The following is a 16,310-nucleotide window of genomic DNA, read 5'->3' as shown; positions in this document are numbered from 1 at the left end:
TTCTGAGGGATGGCGGGGTGGGTCCGGATGAGGGGGACGCCGTCAACCCATCCCTGGGGGCTTGGTCGCGGCATCCATGCCGCTCACACCCCCTCAACCGGACCCACCCCGCCTTCGACAGTTGGCCGCGGTCTGCCGGAACGACACGGGGTCGGATCCCGTTGCTGCGCAACGGGCTCTGCCCCCGGTGTTCTACATTGGACGCATTGTGCCGACCAAGGCCGGCACCTACCGGGTCAGAGACCCTGCATCAATGCCATCTGCGCCGAATGCGGGGCCTCGTCGTGGGCCGGGGCACGCTTGTGATAGATGCCATCGGCATCCAGTTCCCAGGCGTTGAGGTTGTCGTCCAGGTAGTTCTGCAGGACTTCGCGGTAGACCCGCTTGGCCAGCGTCGGATCCAGGATCGGGAAGCAGGTCTCGACCCGCCGCAGCAGGTTGCGCTCCAGCCAGTCGGCGCTCGCGCAGTACAGTTCGGGTGCACCATCGTTGCCGAACCAGTAGACCCGGCTGTGTTCCAGGAAGCGGCCGACGATGGAGCGGACACGGATGTTGTCGGACACGCCCGGGACGCCGGGACGCAGGGTGCAGGCGCCACGGATGATCAGGTCGATCTGCACTCCGGCCTGCGAGGCGGCGTACAGCGCGCGGATTACCTGGGCCTCGTTGAGGGCGTTCATCTTGGCGATGATGCGTGCCGGGCGGCCCGCGGCCGCGATGCGCGTCTCGCGCTCGATCCGCGCCAGGATGCCGGTATGCAGGGTGAAGGGCGACTGCAGCAGGCGCTTGAGCTTCATCTTCGAGGCCAGCCCGGACAGCTGCTGGAACAGCAGGTGCACATCATTGCCGATGTCCGCATCAGCGGTGATCAGGCTGATGTCGGTGTACGCGCGCGCCGTACCGCTGTGGTAGTTGCCGGTGCCCAGGTGCACGTAACGGCGCAGCTTGCGGCCTTCGCGACGCACGATCAGCAGCATCTTGGCATGGGTCTTGTAGCCGACCACGCCATACACCACCTGTACGCCGGCTTCCTGCAGGCGATCGGCCAGCCCGAGGTTGGCCTCTTCATCGAAGCGTGCGCGCAGCTCGACCACCACGGTCACATCCTTGCCGGCACGTGCAGCCTGGATCAGCGCATCGACGATCAGCGAATCCTTGCCCGTGCGGTACAGGGTCTGCTTGATCGCCAGCACGTTCGGATCTAGCGCCGCCTGGCGGATCAGGTCGAGTACGGCGGCGAACGCATCGAAGGGATGGTGCAGCAGCAGGTCCTGGCGCGCCACGGTCTCGAAGATGCCATCGGTGTCGCGCAGCGTGCGCGGCGTCATCGGCGGATATTTCAGGTCCGGCTGCGCGATGAGGTCGTACAGCTGGATGATGCGGTTGAGGTTGACCGGGCCGTCGATGCGATACACCGCGTTCTCGGTCAGGCCGAAGTTCTGCAGCAGGGTACGCACGATCTCGCGCGGCATGTCATGGGCGATTTCCAGCCGCACCGCCGGCCGGTAGCCGCGGTCGACCAGTTCATCGCGCAGTGCCAGCGCCAGGTTCTCCACTTCCTCCTCGTCCACCACCAGCTCGGAATTGCGGGTCACGCGGAACTGGTAGGCGCCCTGGACTTCCATGCCCGGGAACAGTTCATCCACGAAGGTGGACAGCACCGAGGACAGGAACACGAAGTTCTGCGAGCCACCGAGTTTTTCCGGCAGCTGGATGATGCGCGGCAGCGAGCGCGGTGCTCGCACGATGGCCAGGTGGCCGGCGCGGCCGAATGCATCGGTGCCCTTCAGCACGACGACGATGTTCAGCGACTTGTTGAGGATCTTCGGGAACGGATGCACCGGATCCAGGCCCAGCGGCGACAGCACCGGCATGATCTCGTTGCGGAAGTAGGCCCGCAGCCAGCGCTTCTGCCGGTGGTTCCACGAATGGCGGCCGAGCACGCCGATGCCGGCATCCATCAGGGCCGGGCGCAGTGTCTCATTCCAGCAGCGGTACTGCTGGTCCACCAGTTCGGCGGCGCGTTCATGGATGGCGTTGAGGATGGCCTGCGGGCTCATCCCGTCCGGAGCCGGCGGCAGGCCGTATTCCTGCGCGTGGCGGACAGCGGCGGCCCGGATCTCGAAGAACTCGTCGAGGTTGGTGCAGGAGATGCACATGAAGCGCAGGCGCTCCAGCAGGGGCACCTGCGGGTCCATGGCCTGGGCCAGCACGCGGAAGTTGAAATCCAGCTGCGACAGTTCGCGGTTGATGTACAGCGCCGGATCGCGCAGCGGATCGTTGTCCGGGCTCACGGGGAGAGGGAGGGATCCGAGGCTGCTCATGGCTTCATTCTTCGACGGAGGTCAGGGGGGCGGACTCGCGCGGGCGCACGTGGTCGGCATCGAAATGACAGGAGAACACCGATCCTTTGCCGACCTCGCTTTCGATCTCCAGCCGCGCATGGTGCAGGCCGAGGATGTGCTTGACGATGGAAAGGCCGAGGCCGGTGCCGCCGCTCTCGCGCGAGCGGCTGCTGGAAACGCGGTAGAAGCGCTCGGTCAGCCGCGGCAGGTGGGTTGCCGGGATGCCATAGCCGGTATCGCGCACGGCCAGCACCGCGCCGTCGCCTTCGCGACGGAACTCTACGGTGATGCGGCCGTCGGCCGGCGTGTAGCGCACTGCATTGGTGACCAGATTGGAGAAGGCGCTGTGCAGCTCCTTGGTCGAGCCCTGCAGGTCGACGCCGGCAAGGTCCTCAATGCTGATCTGGTGGCGACCCTGGCTGTGGGCCTCGGCTTCGCGACGCAGCGTGGCCAGCATCGGCTGCATGGCCACGACTTCCTCCTCGGTGTGCTCCTGCGACTCCAGCCGCGACAGGGTCAGCAGGTCTTCCACCAGCTGGGCCATGCGCTGGCTCTGCTTGCGCATCTCTTCAAGCATCGGGCCGGTGCCGGGGAAATCCTCCGGATCCATCATGTCCAGGTAGCCGTGCACCACGGTGAGAGGGGTGCGCAGCTCATGTGAAACATTGGCGACGAAATCGCGGCGGACCTGCTCCAGGCGCAGCAGCTTGCTGACATCACGGGCGATCAGCAGCCAGTAGTCCGACGAATACGGAATCAGGCGGAGGTTCAGGCGGATCGCTGGATCGACCGGCGAGGGCACGTCCAGGATCGGCTCGGCGTTGCGACCACCGGCCAGCCAGTGGGCCAGCGGCATCGGCTGCAACCGCTCGACAAGGGCCTCGCCCAGGTCGCCCGGGTGGTGCAGGCCAAGCAGGGCGGTGGCCGCTTCGTTGAACCACTGCACGCGCTGGCTGTTGCGGTCGAGCACCACCACTGCGTCGGGCAGCGCGGCGGCCGCGGCGCGGTAGCTGCGCAGCATGTCCAGCAGGCGCCGCTTGCGCACGCGCATTTCGACCTGGTTGCGGTACAGCAGGCGATCCAGTTCATTCCACACACCCGTGCCTTCGGCGGTATCCCAGCGCTGGCGCGCGGTCAGCCGGCGCAGCACGCTGCGCAAGCGCCAGTAATGCCAGGCCAGCGTCGCCAGCGCGCCCAGTGCGACGCACAACCACAGATGGCCCGTGAACCATCCCACCAGTCCGGCGAACAGCAGTACCGCGGCGACGGTAGCCAGCGTCTTCAACCAGGCAGAGCGGATGTGGCGGGGCATTGCGGTCTCGTCGATGAGGTGCGGTGGTTCACTGGAATGAACCAAGGGTTATAGCAGAGTTGCCGGCACCGGCACCCGTGGTGCGCGATGCCGGCACGACGGGACTTAGGTGGCGGTCGAGAAGCGGTAACCCGCGCCGCGCACGGTCTGCACCATGTTCTCGGCATTGAACGGTTCCAGCGTCTTGCGCAGGCGGCGGATGTGCACGTCGATGGTGCGCTCCTCCACGTACACGCTGCCGCCCCACACGTGGTCCAGCAGCTGGGCGCGGGTGTACACGCGCTCGGGGTGGGTCATGAAAAAGTGCAGCAGGCGGTACTCGGTCGGGCCGATCGGCACCGGCTGTTCGTTGGCGAACACGCGATGCGCGGCACCGTCGATGCGGATCGGACCGACCGCCACGCTGCCGTCCTCGTCGTCTTCGCGGGCGCGGCGCATGACCGCACGGATGCGGGCCAGCAGCTCCCGGGCCGAGAACGGCTTGACCACGTAATCGTCGACGCCGGCTTCCAGGCCGCCGACACGGTCGTTCTCCTCGCCACGCGCGGTCAGCATGATGATGGGCACCTCGCGGGTCAGCGTCTCCTTGCGCCAGCGGCGCGCCAGGTCCAGGCCGCTGGTGCCGGGCAGCATCCAGTCCAGCAGGATCAGGTCGGGAACACGGTCGGCGATCGCGGTCTGGGCTTCGCGGGCATCACCGGCATGAACCGGCTCGTAGTCACCCTTGCGCAGGGCGAAGGCGACCATTTCGCGGATCGCGGGCTCGTCATCGACGATCAGGATACGTTTCTGCACGAGGGCACCGTAGGGCTCGGTTACTGGACGGGTGCCAGTAGACTACGGTTTGATGACATGTTTGTGACCATCGGGCCGGAACCGCTCCCGATTGCCACGGACCGGTCATGCAGCGCTCAGCGGCGGTCCAGATCGGGGTCCTGCACGCCCTGCCGGCGCAGCTCCAGCACGGTCGGGGTGATCGATTCGATGCGCGCGTCGACCCGGGCCCGTCCTACGTAGTCCAGTGCAGGATTGCGCTTGAGCGCCTGCAGCTGCATCAGCGCCTGCTCCGGCCGGCCGCTGAGGAAGGCGGCCTCGGCGTAGGCCTCGCTGGCACGGACGCTGTCCCCGGCCAGCTCGCTGGCACGGGCGTAGCGCTGCTGGAACACCGGATCGTTACCACTTTGCGACAGCAGCGGCCGCAGCATGGCCTGCGCGCGCTGCCCCGCCTCGCGGTTGCCCTGTTCGTTGAGGATCTCGGCGTAGGTCAGCGCGACGGGCCGACTGTTGGGATGCTCACGCAGCAGCTGCTCGAAACGGGCATTGGCCTGCGTGGCCTGGCCCGAGCGCGATTCGGCCTCGGCCAGGGCCAGGGCTACCCACAGGCTGTCCGGATGGGCCTGCAGCAGGCCGTTCAGGGTCTGCCGCGCCTCGCCGGCACCGCTGCGTCCCCCCCGCATCACCGCCAGGGCCTGGCCGTAGCGCTGGGCATCGTTCAATCCGCTCTTCTGGCGTTTGCCCAGGTCGGCGTACTCGCGCTCCACCTCGCCGGTGGAGTCGGCACTGAGCACCCGCAACCGTTCACGTGCCCAGTCGAAGTCGCCGCTGGGGCCCCGGCTGAGCTGGCCAACCGGCACCCGCAGCACACTGCTTGGCAGCAGCGGGTTGCTGCCGCGCAGCAGCGGTTCGGACAGGGTCGGGTCGGCCGGGTCCACCCGTTCCCTGCGCTCGCCGCTGGGCGTGGTGGTGGTCAGCAGCACCGTGTCCTTCTTCATCTGCTCGGCGCGGGCCTTCGCTTCGCTGATGCGGGTGATGTTGACCGGGTGCGTGCGCAGGAACTCCGGCACGCTGTAGCCGCCCTCGTTGCCGCGCATGGCCGTCGACATCCGCTCGAAGAAGCCGGCCATCGCGTCCACGTCGTAACCGCTGCGTGACAGGGTGCGTATGCCCAGCCGATCGGCTTCCGATTCGTTGGAGCGGGTGTAGTTGATCTGCCGCTGCTGCATCAGGCCCATGCCCGAGCTGATCGCGGCCATGGTCGCATTGCCTGAAGAGGTGCTGTTGCTGGCCTGTGCCGCCACCACCGCCGCCAGCATGCCCAGCAGGATCGGGATCTGGTCGCGCTGGGCGCGCTCGACCCCGCGCAGCACGTGCTGCTGGGTGACGTGGGCGATTTCGTGTGACAGCACCGCGGCAACCTCGTCTTCGCGTTCGGCCGTCAGCACCAGCCCGGCGTTGACCCCGATGTAGCCGCCCAGGGTCGCGAAGGCGTTGATCTGGCGGTCCTTCATCACGAAGAAGGTGTAGGGCTGGCGCGGCTGGTCGCTGTTGGACCCCAGGCGGGTGCCCATGGTCTGCAGCCAGTCATTGACCAGCGGATCGTCCAGCAGGTAGCCATAGTTGCGCAGCTCGCGCAGCATCATCGCGCCGTACTCGGCCTGGCGGGCCGGGGTCAGCAGCTCGCCGGCCGAGGAGCCGATGTCGGGCAGCTTCTCCTGGGCCTGGGCCAGCGGCATGGCCAGGGCGAAGGTGACGGCGGTCGAAAGCAGCAGGGCTCGCAAGCGGGAGGTCCTCGGGCGGGGCGCGCCAAGCGTGGCAGGGCAGGGGGCAACCATTCGTTAATCCACAGTGTTGCGGTGGTAGCGTGGAAATTCCAGCGCACCGGTACCATATGTAGACCGTCGATCCATCGTGGAGTTTCCCGTGACAGCCCAGACCGCCGGCGGTGCCCCCGCCATCACCATCTATTCCACTGCCGTCTGCCCGTACTGCGTGGCCGCCAAGAACTTCCTCAAGAGCAAGGGCCAGCAGTGGACCGAGGTCCGCATCGACCTGGACCCGGCCGAACGCGAGAAGATGATGGCGCTGACCCGCCGCACCAGCGTGCCGCAGATCTTCGTCGGCGACGTCCATGTCGGTGGCTATGACGACATGATGGCGCTGCACCGTGAAGGCAAGCTTGAGCCGCTGCTGGCCGGGCAGGGCCAGGCATGAGCGCGGCCGACGACGGCAGCAAGGACCGCATCGCCGAGTTCACCGCGTTCCGCAAGCGCATGAACGAGCGCATCCTGGGCGAGCCGAACCAGGTGGTGCGCCGGTTCTTCGCGCTGGATACGCAGACCTACCAGGCCGGTGCGCTGGATGTGAAGACCAAGGAGCTGCTGGGGCTGGTGGCCTCGATGGTGCTGCGCTGCGACGACTGCATCAGCTACCACGTGGCCCAGTGCAAGGAGGCCGGGGTGACCCGCGAGGAGTTCTTCGAGACCTTCTCGGTCGGCCTGGTGGTCGGCGGCTCGATCGTGATCCCGCACCTGCGCCGCGCAGTCGATTTCCTCGACCAGCTCGAAGGCGGTGCCGCCGCCCCGGAAGCCCACGAGCACTGAGGGTAACGCCGGGCCATGCCCGGCGAATGACCGGACGCCCACCCGCCGGGCATGGCCCGGCGCCACCGGAATACGCGGGCAATTCTGCCTGAGCCGGGGACTGGGACCATGGTCTATTTGGGACCTCGGCCCCGGCTCAGGCATAATTGCCGGTGAAACTTCCTTTGCGCCGGCGTTTCCGGGCACGTCCGGACGGCGTTTTTTCCCCCTGTTCGGAACATCGATCAATGACGCAGAAAATTACGGTCATCCGCGGCGACGGCATCGGCCCGGAGATCATGGACGCCACCCTGTACGTGCTCGACCAGCTCAATGCCGGCCTGGAGTATGAAGAGGCCGACGCCGGCCTGGCGGCGCTGGAGAAGCACGGCGACCTGATGCCGGCGGTCACCCTGGACTCGATCGCGCGCAACAAGGTTGCCCTGAAGAGCCCGCTGACCACGCCGGTCGGTGGTGGCTTCACCTCGATCAATGTCAGCCTGCGCCGCCATTTCGACCTGTACGCCAACGTGCGTCCGGCCCACACCTTCCCGAACACCAAGTCGCGTTTCGACAACGTCGACCTGATCACCGTGCGTGAGAACACCGAAGGCGCCTACCTGGCCGAAGGCCAGGAAGTGTCGGCCGACGGCGAGACTGCCTTCTCCGGCACCCGCATTACCCGCAAGGGCTCGGAGCGCATCGTGCGCTACGCCTTCGAACTGGCCCGCAGCGTCGGCCGCAAGAAGGTCACCGCCGTGCACAAGGCCAACATCATCAAGTCGACCTCGGGCCTGTTCCTGAACGTTGCCCGTGAAGTGGCCGCGCAGTATCCGGACATCGAATTCCAGGAAATGATCGTCGACAACACCTGCATGCAGCTGGTGATGCGCCCGGAACAGTTCGATGTGATCGTCACCACCAACCTGTTCGGCGACATCATTTCCGATCTCTGCGCCGGCCTGGTCGGCGGCCTTGGCCTGGCCCCGGGTGCCAACATCGGCAAGGACGCGGCGATCTTCGAAGCCGTGCACGGCACCGCGCCGGACATCGCGGGCCAGGGCAAAGCCAATCCCTGCGCGCTGCTGCTGGCGGCGGCACAGATGCTGGATCACATCGGCCAGCCTCAGAATGCCGAGCGCCTGCGCAAGGCCATCGTGGCGACCATGGAAGCCAAGGACTCGCTGACCGGCGACCTGGGCGGCACCGGCACCACCATGAGCTTCGCCAAGGCCATCGCCACGCGCCTGTAAGCGGTGGCTGGACCTTGCCTGGATTTCCAGCGGGGCGCCTTCGGGCGCCCCGTTGCGTTTGGGTGCCTGCGCATGCTCTGCGCAGCTCATGTGGTGTGGCGGCACCGAAAGTGCGCGCGCTGGTCGGGTACCTTGCCACGCACTACGCTGCCCAGGCCGGCGTGGCAGCGTAGCCACGGGGTCGCAGCGAGGTGATGATGGATTCGGTGTATCTGCTGGTCGCGCTTGGAGCGATCGTGGCGGGATTCGTGCAGGGACTGTCCGGCTTTGCGTTCGGAATGGTCGCCATGTCGTTCTGGGCGTGGGGGCTGGAGCCACGCCTGGCGGCTACACTGTCGGTGTTCGGCGCGCTGGTGGGTCAGCTGGTGGCGGTGTTCACCGTGCGGCGCGGATTCAATCTGCGTCTGCTGCTGCCCTTCGTCTTCGGTGGCCTGGCGGGCATTCCGCTGGGCGTGATGGTATTGCCGCAGCTGGACATGGACTGGTTCAAGGCCCTGCTGGGAGGCTTCCTGGCACTGTGGTGCCCGGTGATGCTGATGGCCCGTTCGCTGCCGCCGATCACCACGGGCGGGCGCATCGGCGACACCGTGGCGGGCATGGCCGGTGGCGTGCTCAGCGGCATCGGCGGCTTCGCAGGTCCCGTGCCCACGTTGTGGAGCACGCTGCGTGGTTTCGGCAAGGAGGAGCAGCGCGCGGTCATCCAGAACTTCAACCTGGCGATGCTGTCGGTCACCATGGCCACCTACGTCGGCAGTGGCCTGGTCACCCGGCAGATGCTGCCGTACTTCGCTGTCGTCGCCCCGGCCATGCTGGTTCCGGCGCTGCTGGGGGCCCGGGTCTACATCGGCATCAGCGAGGCGCGGTTCCGCCAGATCGTATTGAGCCTGCTGACGCTGTCGGGCATCGCGCTGCTCGCCTCGTCGCTGCCGGCCCTGTTGGCGCGCCCGGTTGCCGGCTGAGATTCAGGCCGGCCGGAACATGCGGAAACGCTGCTCGGCACTGACGCGGAAATAGTCGGCCGGTCCACCGCCGCGCAGGATCGGGTCGGCGGCTGCAGTGTCGTAGATGCCATCGACCAGCAGTCGTGCCTCGATATGGACGGCGACCACCTCGCCGAGCACCAGCCAGCCGTTGGTGTCCTGTCCGGCGGCGTCGCGCAGGCGGACGATCTGGGTGCAGCGGCATTCCATGCTGACCGGGCTTTCTGCAACACGCGGCGGCTTGACCTGCCCGGACGCCAACGGCGTCAAGCCGGCCAGCGTGAACTCGTCGACGTCCGGCGCGACCGCCCGGCAGCTCTCGTTCATGGCTTCGGCCAGGTCGAAAGTGGCCAGGTTCCAGACGAACTCGCCCGTCGCTTCGATGTTGTGCAGCGAGTCCTTGCGGCCCTGGCTGGAGAAACCAATGATCGGCGGCGTGTAGTTGAAGGCGTTGAAGAAGCTGTAGGGCGCCAGGTTCAACGCGCCGTCGGCAGCGCAGCTGGAAATCCAGCCGATCGGGCGGGGGCCGATGATGGCGTTGAACGGGTCATGCGGCAGGCGATGGCCGTCAGCGGGGCGATAGCTGTGGAAGAGGGCAGGCATGGCGAGGTCGAAAGGGGGAGGGGAACAGAAAGGGCGCCACGGAGGCGCCCTTTGTCGTTTTCAGCTTGACCGGAATCAGCGCTGCTGGATCTTTGACAGCAGGCGGAGGAACTCGACGTACAGCCAGACCAGGGTCACCATCAGGCCGAATGCGCCATACCACTCCATGTACTTGGGCGCGCGCTGGGCCACACCGCTCTCAATGAAATCGAAATCCAGCACCAGGTTCAGCGCGGCGACCACGACCACGAACAGGCTGAAGGCGATGCCCCAGCCGCTGGAGGAGTGGATCAGCGGGACTTCGATGTTGAAGAACGACAGCACGAACGACGCCAGGTAGAGCAGGGCGATGCCACCGGTGGCGGCGACCACGCCGAGCTTGAAATTCTCGGTGGCCTTGATGACGCCGGTGCGGTAGGCCACCAGCAGGGCAGCCAGCGTGCCGAAGGTCAGCAGCACGGCCTGGAATACGATGCCCGGGAACCGCAGCTCGAACACGGCGGAAATGGCGCCGAGGAACAGGCCTTCCACCAGCGCGTACAGCGGTGCGGTGACCGGCGACCATTGCTTCTTGAACACGGTGACCAGCGCCAGCACCAGGCCGCCGATCGCGCCGCCCATGGCATACAGCTTGGCGGCCGGCAGCACCTGGCCGAAGGCCACGGTCTGGTTCCAGGCGAAGGCTGCGGTCAGCACGGTCAGCAGCAACAGGATGCCGGTCTTGTTGACGGTGCCGTTGAGGGTCATCGCCTGGTCGGGGCGGGTCACCACCGAGCCGTTGGCGAGGTCGAGGAAAGTCGACTCGGAAAGAGCCGGGTTGCCGCTGCGCATGCGCGTTCTCCGTGCGAATGAGGGATCAGGAAGGCCATCCGGCCGACGATGTCGAGCATAGCCGATGGCCACTGGCACTGCCGTGACCGCGCGCCCGGGACAGATCGCTGCGTTGACAGTTCGCCGCGTGCTTGGCGACAATGGCCAACTCCCCGGGCCTGGCTCGAGGGGATTGCAAGACCGGGGTATAGCGCAGTCTGGTAGCGCGCCTGCTTTGGGAGCAGGATGTCGGGGGTTCGAATCCCTCTACCCCGACCAATCCCACGCCACGTCGGATTGGACGCCGTTCCGGTTCGGGCGCCCGTAGCTCAACTGGATAGAGCACCGGCCTTCTAAGCCGGCGGTTACAGGTTCGATTCCTGTCGGGCGCGCCATTGGCGAAGCACCGGGACCGCATCGGCGGATGTGAAGAAAGGCTTGCAAAAGCGTGAGGACTCCACCAGAATATCGGACTCGCTTCGGCGGCCCGAACTTCGGTGACGGTCTCCAGGCAAGGCTTCAAAGCTCCAGCGCCAGCAGCATTGGCGATGAAGCGAATGTTTCAGTGGTGGCTGTAGCTCAGTTGGTTAGAGTACCGGATTGTGATTCCGGTGGTCGGGGGTTCGAATCCCCTCAGCCACCCCACTGATTCAACCGCATCGGCACAGCCGACACGGTGTTGCAATAAACAGAATGCACGCTATAATGTGCGTCTGAGTTTCACGGGCCGTTAGCTCAGTTGGTAGAGCAGTTGACTCTTAATCAATAGGTCCAAGGTTCGAATCCTTGACGGCCCACCAAGACAGAAGCCACCTGGTACCCCAGGTGGCTTTTTTCTTGCCTGCAGGCCGCGCAAAGGGCATGCGAAGCACCTTGGGTCGTGGCACGCATGCATCGATCAACGATGTTGAAAAAAGCTTGCACCCCGTGTGCGCATCAGGTCATAATTCGCGCCCCGATTTCGGGCTGTTAGCTCAGTTGGTAGAGCAGTTGACTCTTAATCAATAGGTCCAAGGTTCGAATCCTTGACAGCCCACCAGACGAAAGCCACTTGGTCCTCCAGGTGGCTTTTTTCTTGGGTGTTCAGCGGCTGCCGGACGGCTCTGCGAGTGTGCCGATGGACACCAGGCGCCTTCCTGCTTCATGCACCATCAACGGCAGGGCCCAGCTCAGCACCAGCAGGCTCGGCACCATCACCAGGGGCGATGCCAGCTGCATGAGCGCAGGCACCAGCAGCGACAGGCGGAACACCGCGGGTGACAGCGTCACCAGGTAGCTGCGCAGCATCCATCGCCGGTGCTGCTCGACGTCGCCACGCCGGATGCTGCGATAGCCGCAGAATGATGTGACCAACCACGCCAGGCCGGTCGCAGCGAACGCCATTTTCAGTGCCAGCCAGCCCTGGGTGGTGGCGATCAGGCCGGCGACAGCGGCACTCCCCAGCAGGATGCCGGCCAGGTAGATCCGTCCCAGCCAGCGATGCAGCCGGGGACGGTGTCGCCGCAGGGGACCGATGAACTGCGTGGCGCCGGCCAGCATGGCCAGGCTGCCGCCGGCGACATGCAGCCACAGCCAGTTGCGACGCTCCCAGAACATGCCATAGGCCTCGGCGCTGACCTGCCCGTAGCGCTGTGCGGTGACCCACAGGAAGTGCAGCGCGACTGCAAGACCGAGCAGCCAGACGAGTGTGGACCAGCCGGGCATCCGGGCCTGCAGGGGCGTGCGGAGTGGGGTGCGTTCCATCGGGGCAGACCGGGTGGCGGCAACGGCACGAGTCTACGCGCACGTGCTGGCGCCTGCGCGTGGGCGTCCGGGCTACGTATTCAGGTTTGTCATGCCTTCCGCTTTGTGCACCCGCCTGCGACAATGACCGCCTGTGCCGGCCACGCGAAAGTGGCGGAATTGGTAGACGCCCTGGATTTAGGTTCCAGTGCCGCAAGGCGTGGGGGTTCGAGTCCCCCCTTTCGCACCAGTGCCGGCCTGCCTCCGCCCCCCGCCGGGCGTTCCCGAGGCGCTTGCCCGGCCTGCGCTGGCAGTGCACGCCGAATTGGGCGAAACTAAAGGGCTGCGGCAAGCAGGCGCGTCCCGGACGCCGTCACCTTACAACCGTTTCATCCATCATCGAGCCGGAGGCCAGAGCGCCACCGGTGGCAGGAGTCAACATGCAAGCTTCGATCGAATCCATCGGCAACCTGGAACGCCGCCTGAGCTTCTCGCTGCCGGAAGACCGTCTGCAGAGCCACATCAACGGCCGCCTCGGCGAAATCGCCCGTACCACCCGCATCAAGGGTTTCCGCCCGGGCAAGGTGCCGGCCAAGGTGATCGAGCAGCGCTTCGGCGCGCAGGTCCGTGGCGAGGCGCTGGACGGCCTGCTGCGCGAAACCTTCGACGCGGCCGTGCGTGAGCACGATCTGCGCATCGTCGGGAGCCCGCGCATCGACAAGGGCGACGAGGGTGAGTTCTCCTTCGTGGCCACCGTGGAAGTGGTGCCGGACTTCGGTGACATCGACGTCAGCAAGCTGACCGTGGTGCGCCACACCGCCGAGATCACCGACGCCGACATCGACCAGATGATCGAGAACCTGCAGAACCAGCGCCGCACCTGGGCACCGGTTGCGCGTGGCGCGCAGGATGGCGACCTGGTCGCGGTCGAAACCTGGTCGCAGGCCGGCGAAGAGCGCCTGCCGGCCGAAGGCACCGAGAAGGGTTCGATCGTGCTCGGCCAGGGCATGATGTTCGAGACCATCGAAAAGGGCCTGGTCGGCCTGGCCAAGGGCGAGGAAAAGACGCTGGACGTCGATTTCCCGGCCGACTGGCGCGTGCCGGTGCTGGCCGGCAAGACCGTGCAGGTCACCGTCAAGGTTGCCGAAGTGTCCGAGCCGGTGGTGCCGACGGTCGATGAGGCCTTCATCAAGAGCTTCGGCGTGAAGGGCGGTGATGTCGAGCAGTTCCGCAGCGACATCCGCGCCAACCTGGAGCGCGAGCTCAAGGGCGCGCTGATGAACCGCCTGCGCCGTGAAGTGGGCGAGCAGCTGATCGCCGCCTATTCCTCGGTGGAAATGCCGCCGCGCCTGGTCGAGAACGAAGCCCGCGCGATGCTGGCCCAGCAGGTCGAGCAGATCCGCCGCAGCGGCCGCAACCCGGGCGAGATCCCGGCCGATGCCCACGAAGGTTTCAAGGACGCCGCCGCCAAGCGCGTGCTGGTCGGCCTGCTGGTCGGCGAAGTGGCGCGCACCAACGATCTGCGCCTGGAGCCCAAGCGCCTGAACGAAACGCTGCGTCTGATCGCCTCGACCTACGAAGAGCCGGAGCAGGTCATTGAGATGTACCGCAACGACCCCCAGCTGATGTCTGGTCTGCAGAACCGTGTGATGGAAGAGCAGGTGATCGACTGGATCGCCGAGCGCGCCCAGCACACCGAAGAGAAGCTGTCGTTCCAGGACGCGATCCGCCAGTAAGTCCGGGCGGATCACCGTATGCCCCGCGCCCCTGCCGGCGCGGGGTTGTTTCCCCCCAAGATAGGTACCTCACGTAATGGACAACCGAACCAAAGCCCTGAACCTGGTTCCGATGGTGGTCGAGCAGACCAGCCGCGGCGAGCGTGCCTACGACATCTATTCGCGCCTGTTGAAGGAGCGCCTGATCTTCCTCGTGGGCCCGATCGACGATCACATGGCCAACGTGGTGGTGGCGCAGTTGCTGTTCCTGGAATCGGAGAACCCGGAGAAGGACATCAACATCTACATCAACTCGCCGGGTGGCGTGGTCACCGCCGGTATGGCGATCTACGACACCATGCAGTACATCAAGCCGAATGTGAGCACCACCTGCATCGGCCAGGCGGCCTCGATGGGTGCCCTCCTGCTGGCCGCAGGTGAAGCCGGCAAGCGCTATGCGCTGCCCAATTCGCGCGTGATGATCCACCAGCCGCTGGGGGGTTACCAGGGCCAGGCGACGGACATCGACATCCACGCGCGCGAGATCCTGACGCTGCGTTCGCGCCTGAATGAGATCCTGGCCCGCCACACCGGCCAGTCGCTGGAAACGATCGCTCGCGATACCGAGCGCGACAACTTCAAGAGTGCGGTCGAAGCGCAGGCCTACGGCCTGGTCGACCAGGTCCTGGAGCGTCGCCCGGATGAGTCGGTCCAGGCGGGTTGAGCCGCCTTCACGGGGCCAGGCAGGCCTCGTTCCTGCAGGGTCGGGCGGGACTGGTGTCCCTCCGGCCCTGTGCTATTCTCGAATCGAACCCCCGTTCAGCGGGTGGGGTAACTGGGTAAGCGAAGCATGAGCGAAGACCGCCAAGGTCGTTCCACGGACACCGGCAAGATCCTCTACTGCTCTTTCTGCGGCAAGAGCCAGCATGAAGTGCGCAAGCTGATTGCGGGTCCGAGCGTGTTCATCTGCGATGAATGCGTGGAGCTGTGCAACGACATCATCCGCGAAGAACTTGAGGAAAAGGCGCAGTCGGCGCGCAGCTCGCTGCCGAAGCCGCGCGAGATCCTCGAGGTCCTCGACCAGTACGTGATCGGCCAGAACCGTGCCAAGCGCACCTTGGCCGTGGCCGTATACAACCATTACAAGCGCATCGAGAGCCGGCAGAAGAACGACGACGTCGAGCTGGCGAAGTCGAACATCCTGCTGGTCGGTCCGACCGGTTCGGGCAAGACCCTGCTGGCCGAAACCCTGGCCCGCCTGCTCAACGTGCCGTTCACCATGGCCGACGCCACCACGCTGACCGAAGCCGGTTACGTGGGCGAGGACGTGGAGAACATCATCCAGAAGCTGCTGCAGAAGTGCGACTACGACGTCGAGAAGGCGCAGCAGGGCATCGTCTACATCGATGAGATCGACAAGATCTCGCGCAAGAGCGAGAACCCGTCGATCACCCGCGACGTGTCCGGCGAAGGCGTACAGCAGGCCCTGCTGAAGCTGATCGAAGGTACCGTGGCCAGCGTGCCGCCGCAGGGCGGTCGCAAGCATCCGCAGCAGGAGTTCCTGCAGGTGGACACCAAGAACATCCTGTTCATCTGCGGCGGCGCGTTCGCCGGCCTGGACAAGGTGATCCAGGCCCGTTCCACCGACGTGGGCAGCATCGGCTTCGGCGCCAAGGTGAAGAGCGCCGAGCGCAAGCAGGAAGTGGGCAAGCTGCTGGCGGAAGTCGAGCCGGAAGATCTGATCAAGTTCGGCCTGATTCCCGAGTTCGTCGGCCGCCTGCCGGTGGTGGCGACCCTGGAGGAGCTGGACGAGCCGGCCCTGATCAAGATCCTGACCGAACCGAAGAACGCCATCACCAAGCAGTTCAAGAAGCTGTTCGAGATGGAGAACGTCGAACTGGAGTTCCGTCCGGACGCCCTGTCGGCCATCGCCCGCAAGGCGCTCAAGCGCAAGACCGGCGCCCGTGGCCTGCGCACCATCGTCGAATCGGTGCTGCTGGACACCATGTACGACCTGCCTTCGCAGGAAAACGTCAGCAAGGTGGTGGTGGACGAATCGGTGATCGAGCACAAGTCCGAGCCGTACCTGATCTACCAGACCCCGGCGGCCCCTGAACAGAAGGCCGCAGGCGCCGAGTGATTCTTCCAAGTTGTTGATTGGAAAGAATTTTAAAGGAATGCCTTGCATCTGAAAGCCGATGGCCCCATAAC

Annotated in this window: 14 protein-coding genes and 6 tRNA genes; 13 read left to right on the top strand and 7 right to left on the bottom strand. The window is 65.8% G+C overall.

Annotated elements, in window-relative coordinates; all coding sequences use genetic code 11:
* Positions 1–236 precede the first annotated feature (236 nt).
* From ppk1 to AC5P5M_RS13890, 4 genes are all read right to left on the bottom strand, one after another.
* Positions 237–2,324, bottom strand: a complete 2,088-nt coding sequence (gene ppk1 / locus AC5P5M_RS13905) for a polyphosphate kinase 1 (protein ID WP_053519438.1) — start codon at positions 2,322–2,324, stop codon at positions 237–239.
* A 4-nt stretch (positions 2,325–2,328) separates the two neighbouring features.
* Positions 2,329–3,657, bottom strand: a complete 1,329-nt coding sequence (gene phoR, locus AC5P5M_RS13900; RefSeq protein ID WP_053519437.1) for a phosphate regulon sensor histidine kinase PhoR — start codon at positions 3,655–3,657, stop codon at positions 2,329–2,331.
* Between the two features lie 105 nt (positions 3,658–3,762).
* The gene (gene phoB, locus AC5P5M_RS13895; RefSeq protein WP_053519436.1) at positions 3,763–4,452 is read right to left on the bottom strand and encodes a phosphate regulon transcriptional regulator PhoB; all 690 of its coding nucleotides are present in this window, start codon (positions 4,450–4,452) and stop codon (positions 3,763–3,765) included.
* A 116-nt stretch (positions 4,453–4,568) separates the two neighbouring features.
* Positions 4,569–6,215 (bottom strand): M48 family metalloprotease, encoded by a 1,647-nt coding sequence (locus AC5P5M_RS13890; protein WP_053519435.1) that lies wholly within the window; start codon positions 6,213–6,215, stop codon positions 4,569–4,571.
* A 142-nt stretch (positions 6,216–6,357) separates the two neighbouring features.
* On the opposite strand from AC5P5M_RS13890, the gene grxC reads away from it, so the two are divergent.
* The 4 genes from grxC (at position 6,358) to AC5P5M_RS13870 (ending at position 9,228) form a co-directional block, all read left to right on the top strand.
* Complete coding sequence (gene grxC, locus AC5P5M_RS13885; protein ID WP_004154541.1) at positions 6,358–6,648, top strand: glutaredoxin 3; 291 nt, start codon at positions 6,358–6,360, stop codon at positions 6,646–6,648.
* Positions 6,645–7,037, top strand: coding sequence for a carboxymuconolactone decarboxylase family protein (locus AC5P5M_RS13880; RefSeq protein ID WP_053519434.1), 393 nt, complete (start codon positions 6,645–6,647; stop codon positions 7,035–7,037). Before grxC ends, AC5P5M_RS13880 begins: the two co-directional genes overlap by 4 nt.
* Before the next feature lie 227 nt (positions 7,038–7,264).
* A complete protein-coding gene (locus AC5P5M_RS13875; protein WP_053520418.1) occupies positions 7,265–8,269 on the top strand; it encodes an isocitrate dehydrogenase in 1,005 nt (334 codons plus the stop codon).
* Positions 8,270–8,466: 197 nt separating this feature from the next.
* On the top strand, positions 8,467–9,228 hold the full coding sequence (locus AC5P5M_RS13870) for a sulfite exporter TauE/SafE family protein (RefSeq protein ID WP_053520419.1): 762 nt from the start codon (positions 8,467–8,469) through the stop codon (positions 9,226–9,228).
* 3 nt (positions 9,229–9,231) lie between these two features.
* On the opposite strand, the gene AC5P5M_RS13865 is transcribed toward AC5P5M_RS13870, so the two are convergent.
* Positions 9,232–9,852, bottom strand: a complete 621-nt coding sequence (locus AC5P5M_RS13865) for a flavin reductase family protein (RefSeq protein WP_053520417.1) — start codon at positions 9,850–9,852, stop codon at positions 9,232–9,234.
* 75 nt (positions 9,853–9,927) lie between these two features.
* Positions 9,928–10,683, bottom strand: a complete 756-nt coding sequence (locus AC5P5M_RS13860; protein ID WP_053520416.1) for a Bax inhibitor-1/YccA family protein — start codon at positions 10,681–10,683, stop codon at positions 9,928–9,930.
* A 181-nt stretch (positions 10,684–10,864) separates the two neighbouring features.
* On the opposite strand from AC5P5M_RS13860, the gene AC5P5M_RS13855 reads away from it, so the two are divergent.
* From AC5P5M_RS13855 to AC5P5M_RS13835, 5 genes are all read left to right on the top strand, one after another.
* Positions 10,865–10,941 (top strand) — tRNA-Pro (locus AC5P5M_RS13855).
* A 39-nt stretch (positions 10,942–10,980) separates the two neighbouring features.
* Positions 10,981–11,057 (top strand) — tRNA-Arg (locus AC5P5M_RS13850).
* A gap of 173 nt (positions 11,058–11,230) precedes the next feature.
* Positions 11,231–11,307: transfer RNA gene (locus tag AC5P5M_RS13845), tRNA-His, on the top strand.
* A gap of 79 nt (positions 11,308–11,386) precedes the next feature.
* Positions 11,387–11,462: transfer RNA gene (locus tag AC5P5M_RS13840), tRNA-Lys, on the top strand.
* Between the two features lie 163 nt (positions 11,463–11,625).
* Positions 11,626–11,701 (top strand) — tRNA-Lys (locus tag AC5P5M_RS13835).
* A 44-nt stretch (positions 11,702–11,745) separates the two neighbouring features.
* Here AC5P5M_RS13835 and AC5P5M_RS13830 read toward each other — a convergent pair.
* A complete protein-coding gene (locus tag AC5P5M_RS13830) occupies positions 11,746–12,405 on the bottom strand; it encodes a DUF2306 domain-containing protein (RefSeq protein ID WP_081284423.1) in 660 nt (219 codons plus the stop codon).
* A gap of 144 nt (positions 12,406–12,549) precedes the next feature.
* Between AC5P5M_RS13830 and AC5P5M_RS13825 the strand changes: the two genes are divergently transcribed.
* The 4 genes from AC5P5M_RS13825 to clpX all read left to right on the top strand — a co-directional run bounded on the left by AC5P5M_RS13825 (position 12,550) and on the right by clpX (position 16,239).
* Positions 12,550–12,634 (top strand) — tRNA-Leu (locus AC5P5M_RS13825).
* Positions 12,635–12,824: 190 nt separating this feature from the next.
* Complete coding sequence (tig, locus tag AC5P5M_RS13820) at positions 12,825–14,120, top strand: trigger factor (RefSeq protein WP_495206041.1); 1,296 nt, start codon at positions 12,825–12,827, stop codon at positions 14,118–14,120.
* 76 nt (positions 14,121–14,196) lie between these two features.
* Entirely contained in the window at positions 14,197–14,823 is a 627-nt protein-coding gene (clpP, locus tag AC5P5M_RS13815) for an ATP-dependent Clp endopeptidase proteolytic subunit ClpP (RefSeq protein ID WP_053520351.1), read from the top strand.
* A gap of 126 nt (positions 14,824–14,949) precedes the next feature.
* Positions 14,950–16,239 carry an ATP-dependent Clp protease ATP-binding subunit ClpX gene (gene clpX / locus AC5P5M_RS13810; protein ID WP_053520352.1) on the top strand — a complete coding sequence of 430 codons (1,290 nt, stop codon included), beginning with the start codon at positions 14,950–14,952 and terminating at the stop codon, positions 16,237–16,239.
* Positions 16,240–16,310: the final 71 nt, after the last annotated feature.

It is taken from the genome of Stenotrophomonas sp. YJH_SMC_106-19 (assembly GCF_059368375.1).
The sequence above is the reverse complement of the archived record's forward strand: the minus strand, read 5'-3'. Positions and strand labels throughout refer to the sequence as shown.

Coding starts and splice junctions, on each gene's coding strand:
- AC5P5M_RS13830 (WP_081284423.1), bottom strand. CDS start 12,405: ATGGAACGCACCCCACTCCGCACGCCCCTGCAGGCCCGGATGCCCGGC.
- ppk1 (WP_053519438.1), bottom strand. CDS start 2,324: ATGAGCAGCCTCGGATCCCTCCCTCTCCCCGTGAGCCCGGACAACGAT.
- phoR (WP_053519437.1), bottom strand. CDS start 3,657: ATGCCCCGCCACATCCGCTCTGCCTGGTTGAAGACGCTGGCTACCGTC.
- AC5P5M_RS13870 (WP_053520419.1), top strand. CDS start 8,467: ATGGATTCGGTGTATCTGCTGGTCGCGCTTGGAGCGATCGTGGCGGGA.
- AC5P5M_RS13875 (WP_053520418.1), top strand. CDS start 7,265: ATGACGCAGAAAATTACGGTCATCCGCGGCGACGGCATCGGCCCGGAG.
- AC5P5M_RS13880 (WP_053519434.1), top strand. CDS start 6,645: ATGAGCGCGGCCGACGACGGCAGCAAGGACCGCATCGCCGAGTTCACC.
- AC5P5M_RS13860 (WP_053520416.1), bottom strand. CDS start 10,683: ATGCGCAGCGGCAACCCGGCTCTTTCCGAGTCGACTTTCCTCGACCTC.
- AC5P5M_RS13865 (WP_053520417.1), bottom strand. CDS start 9,852: ATGCCTGCCCTCTTCCACAGCTATCGCCCCGCTGACGGCCATCGCCTG.
- clpX (WP_053520352.1), top strand. CDS start 14,950: ATGAGCGAAGACCGCCAAGGTCGTTCCACGGACACCGGCAAGATCCTC.
- clpP (WP_053520351.1), top strand. CDS start 14,197: ATGGACAACCGAACCAAAGCCCTGAACCTGGTTCCGATGGTGGTCGAG.
- tig (WP_495206041.1), top strand. CDS start 12,825: ATGCAAGCTTCGATCGAATCCATCGGCAACCTGGAACGCCGCCTGAGC.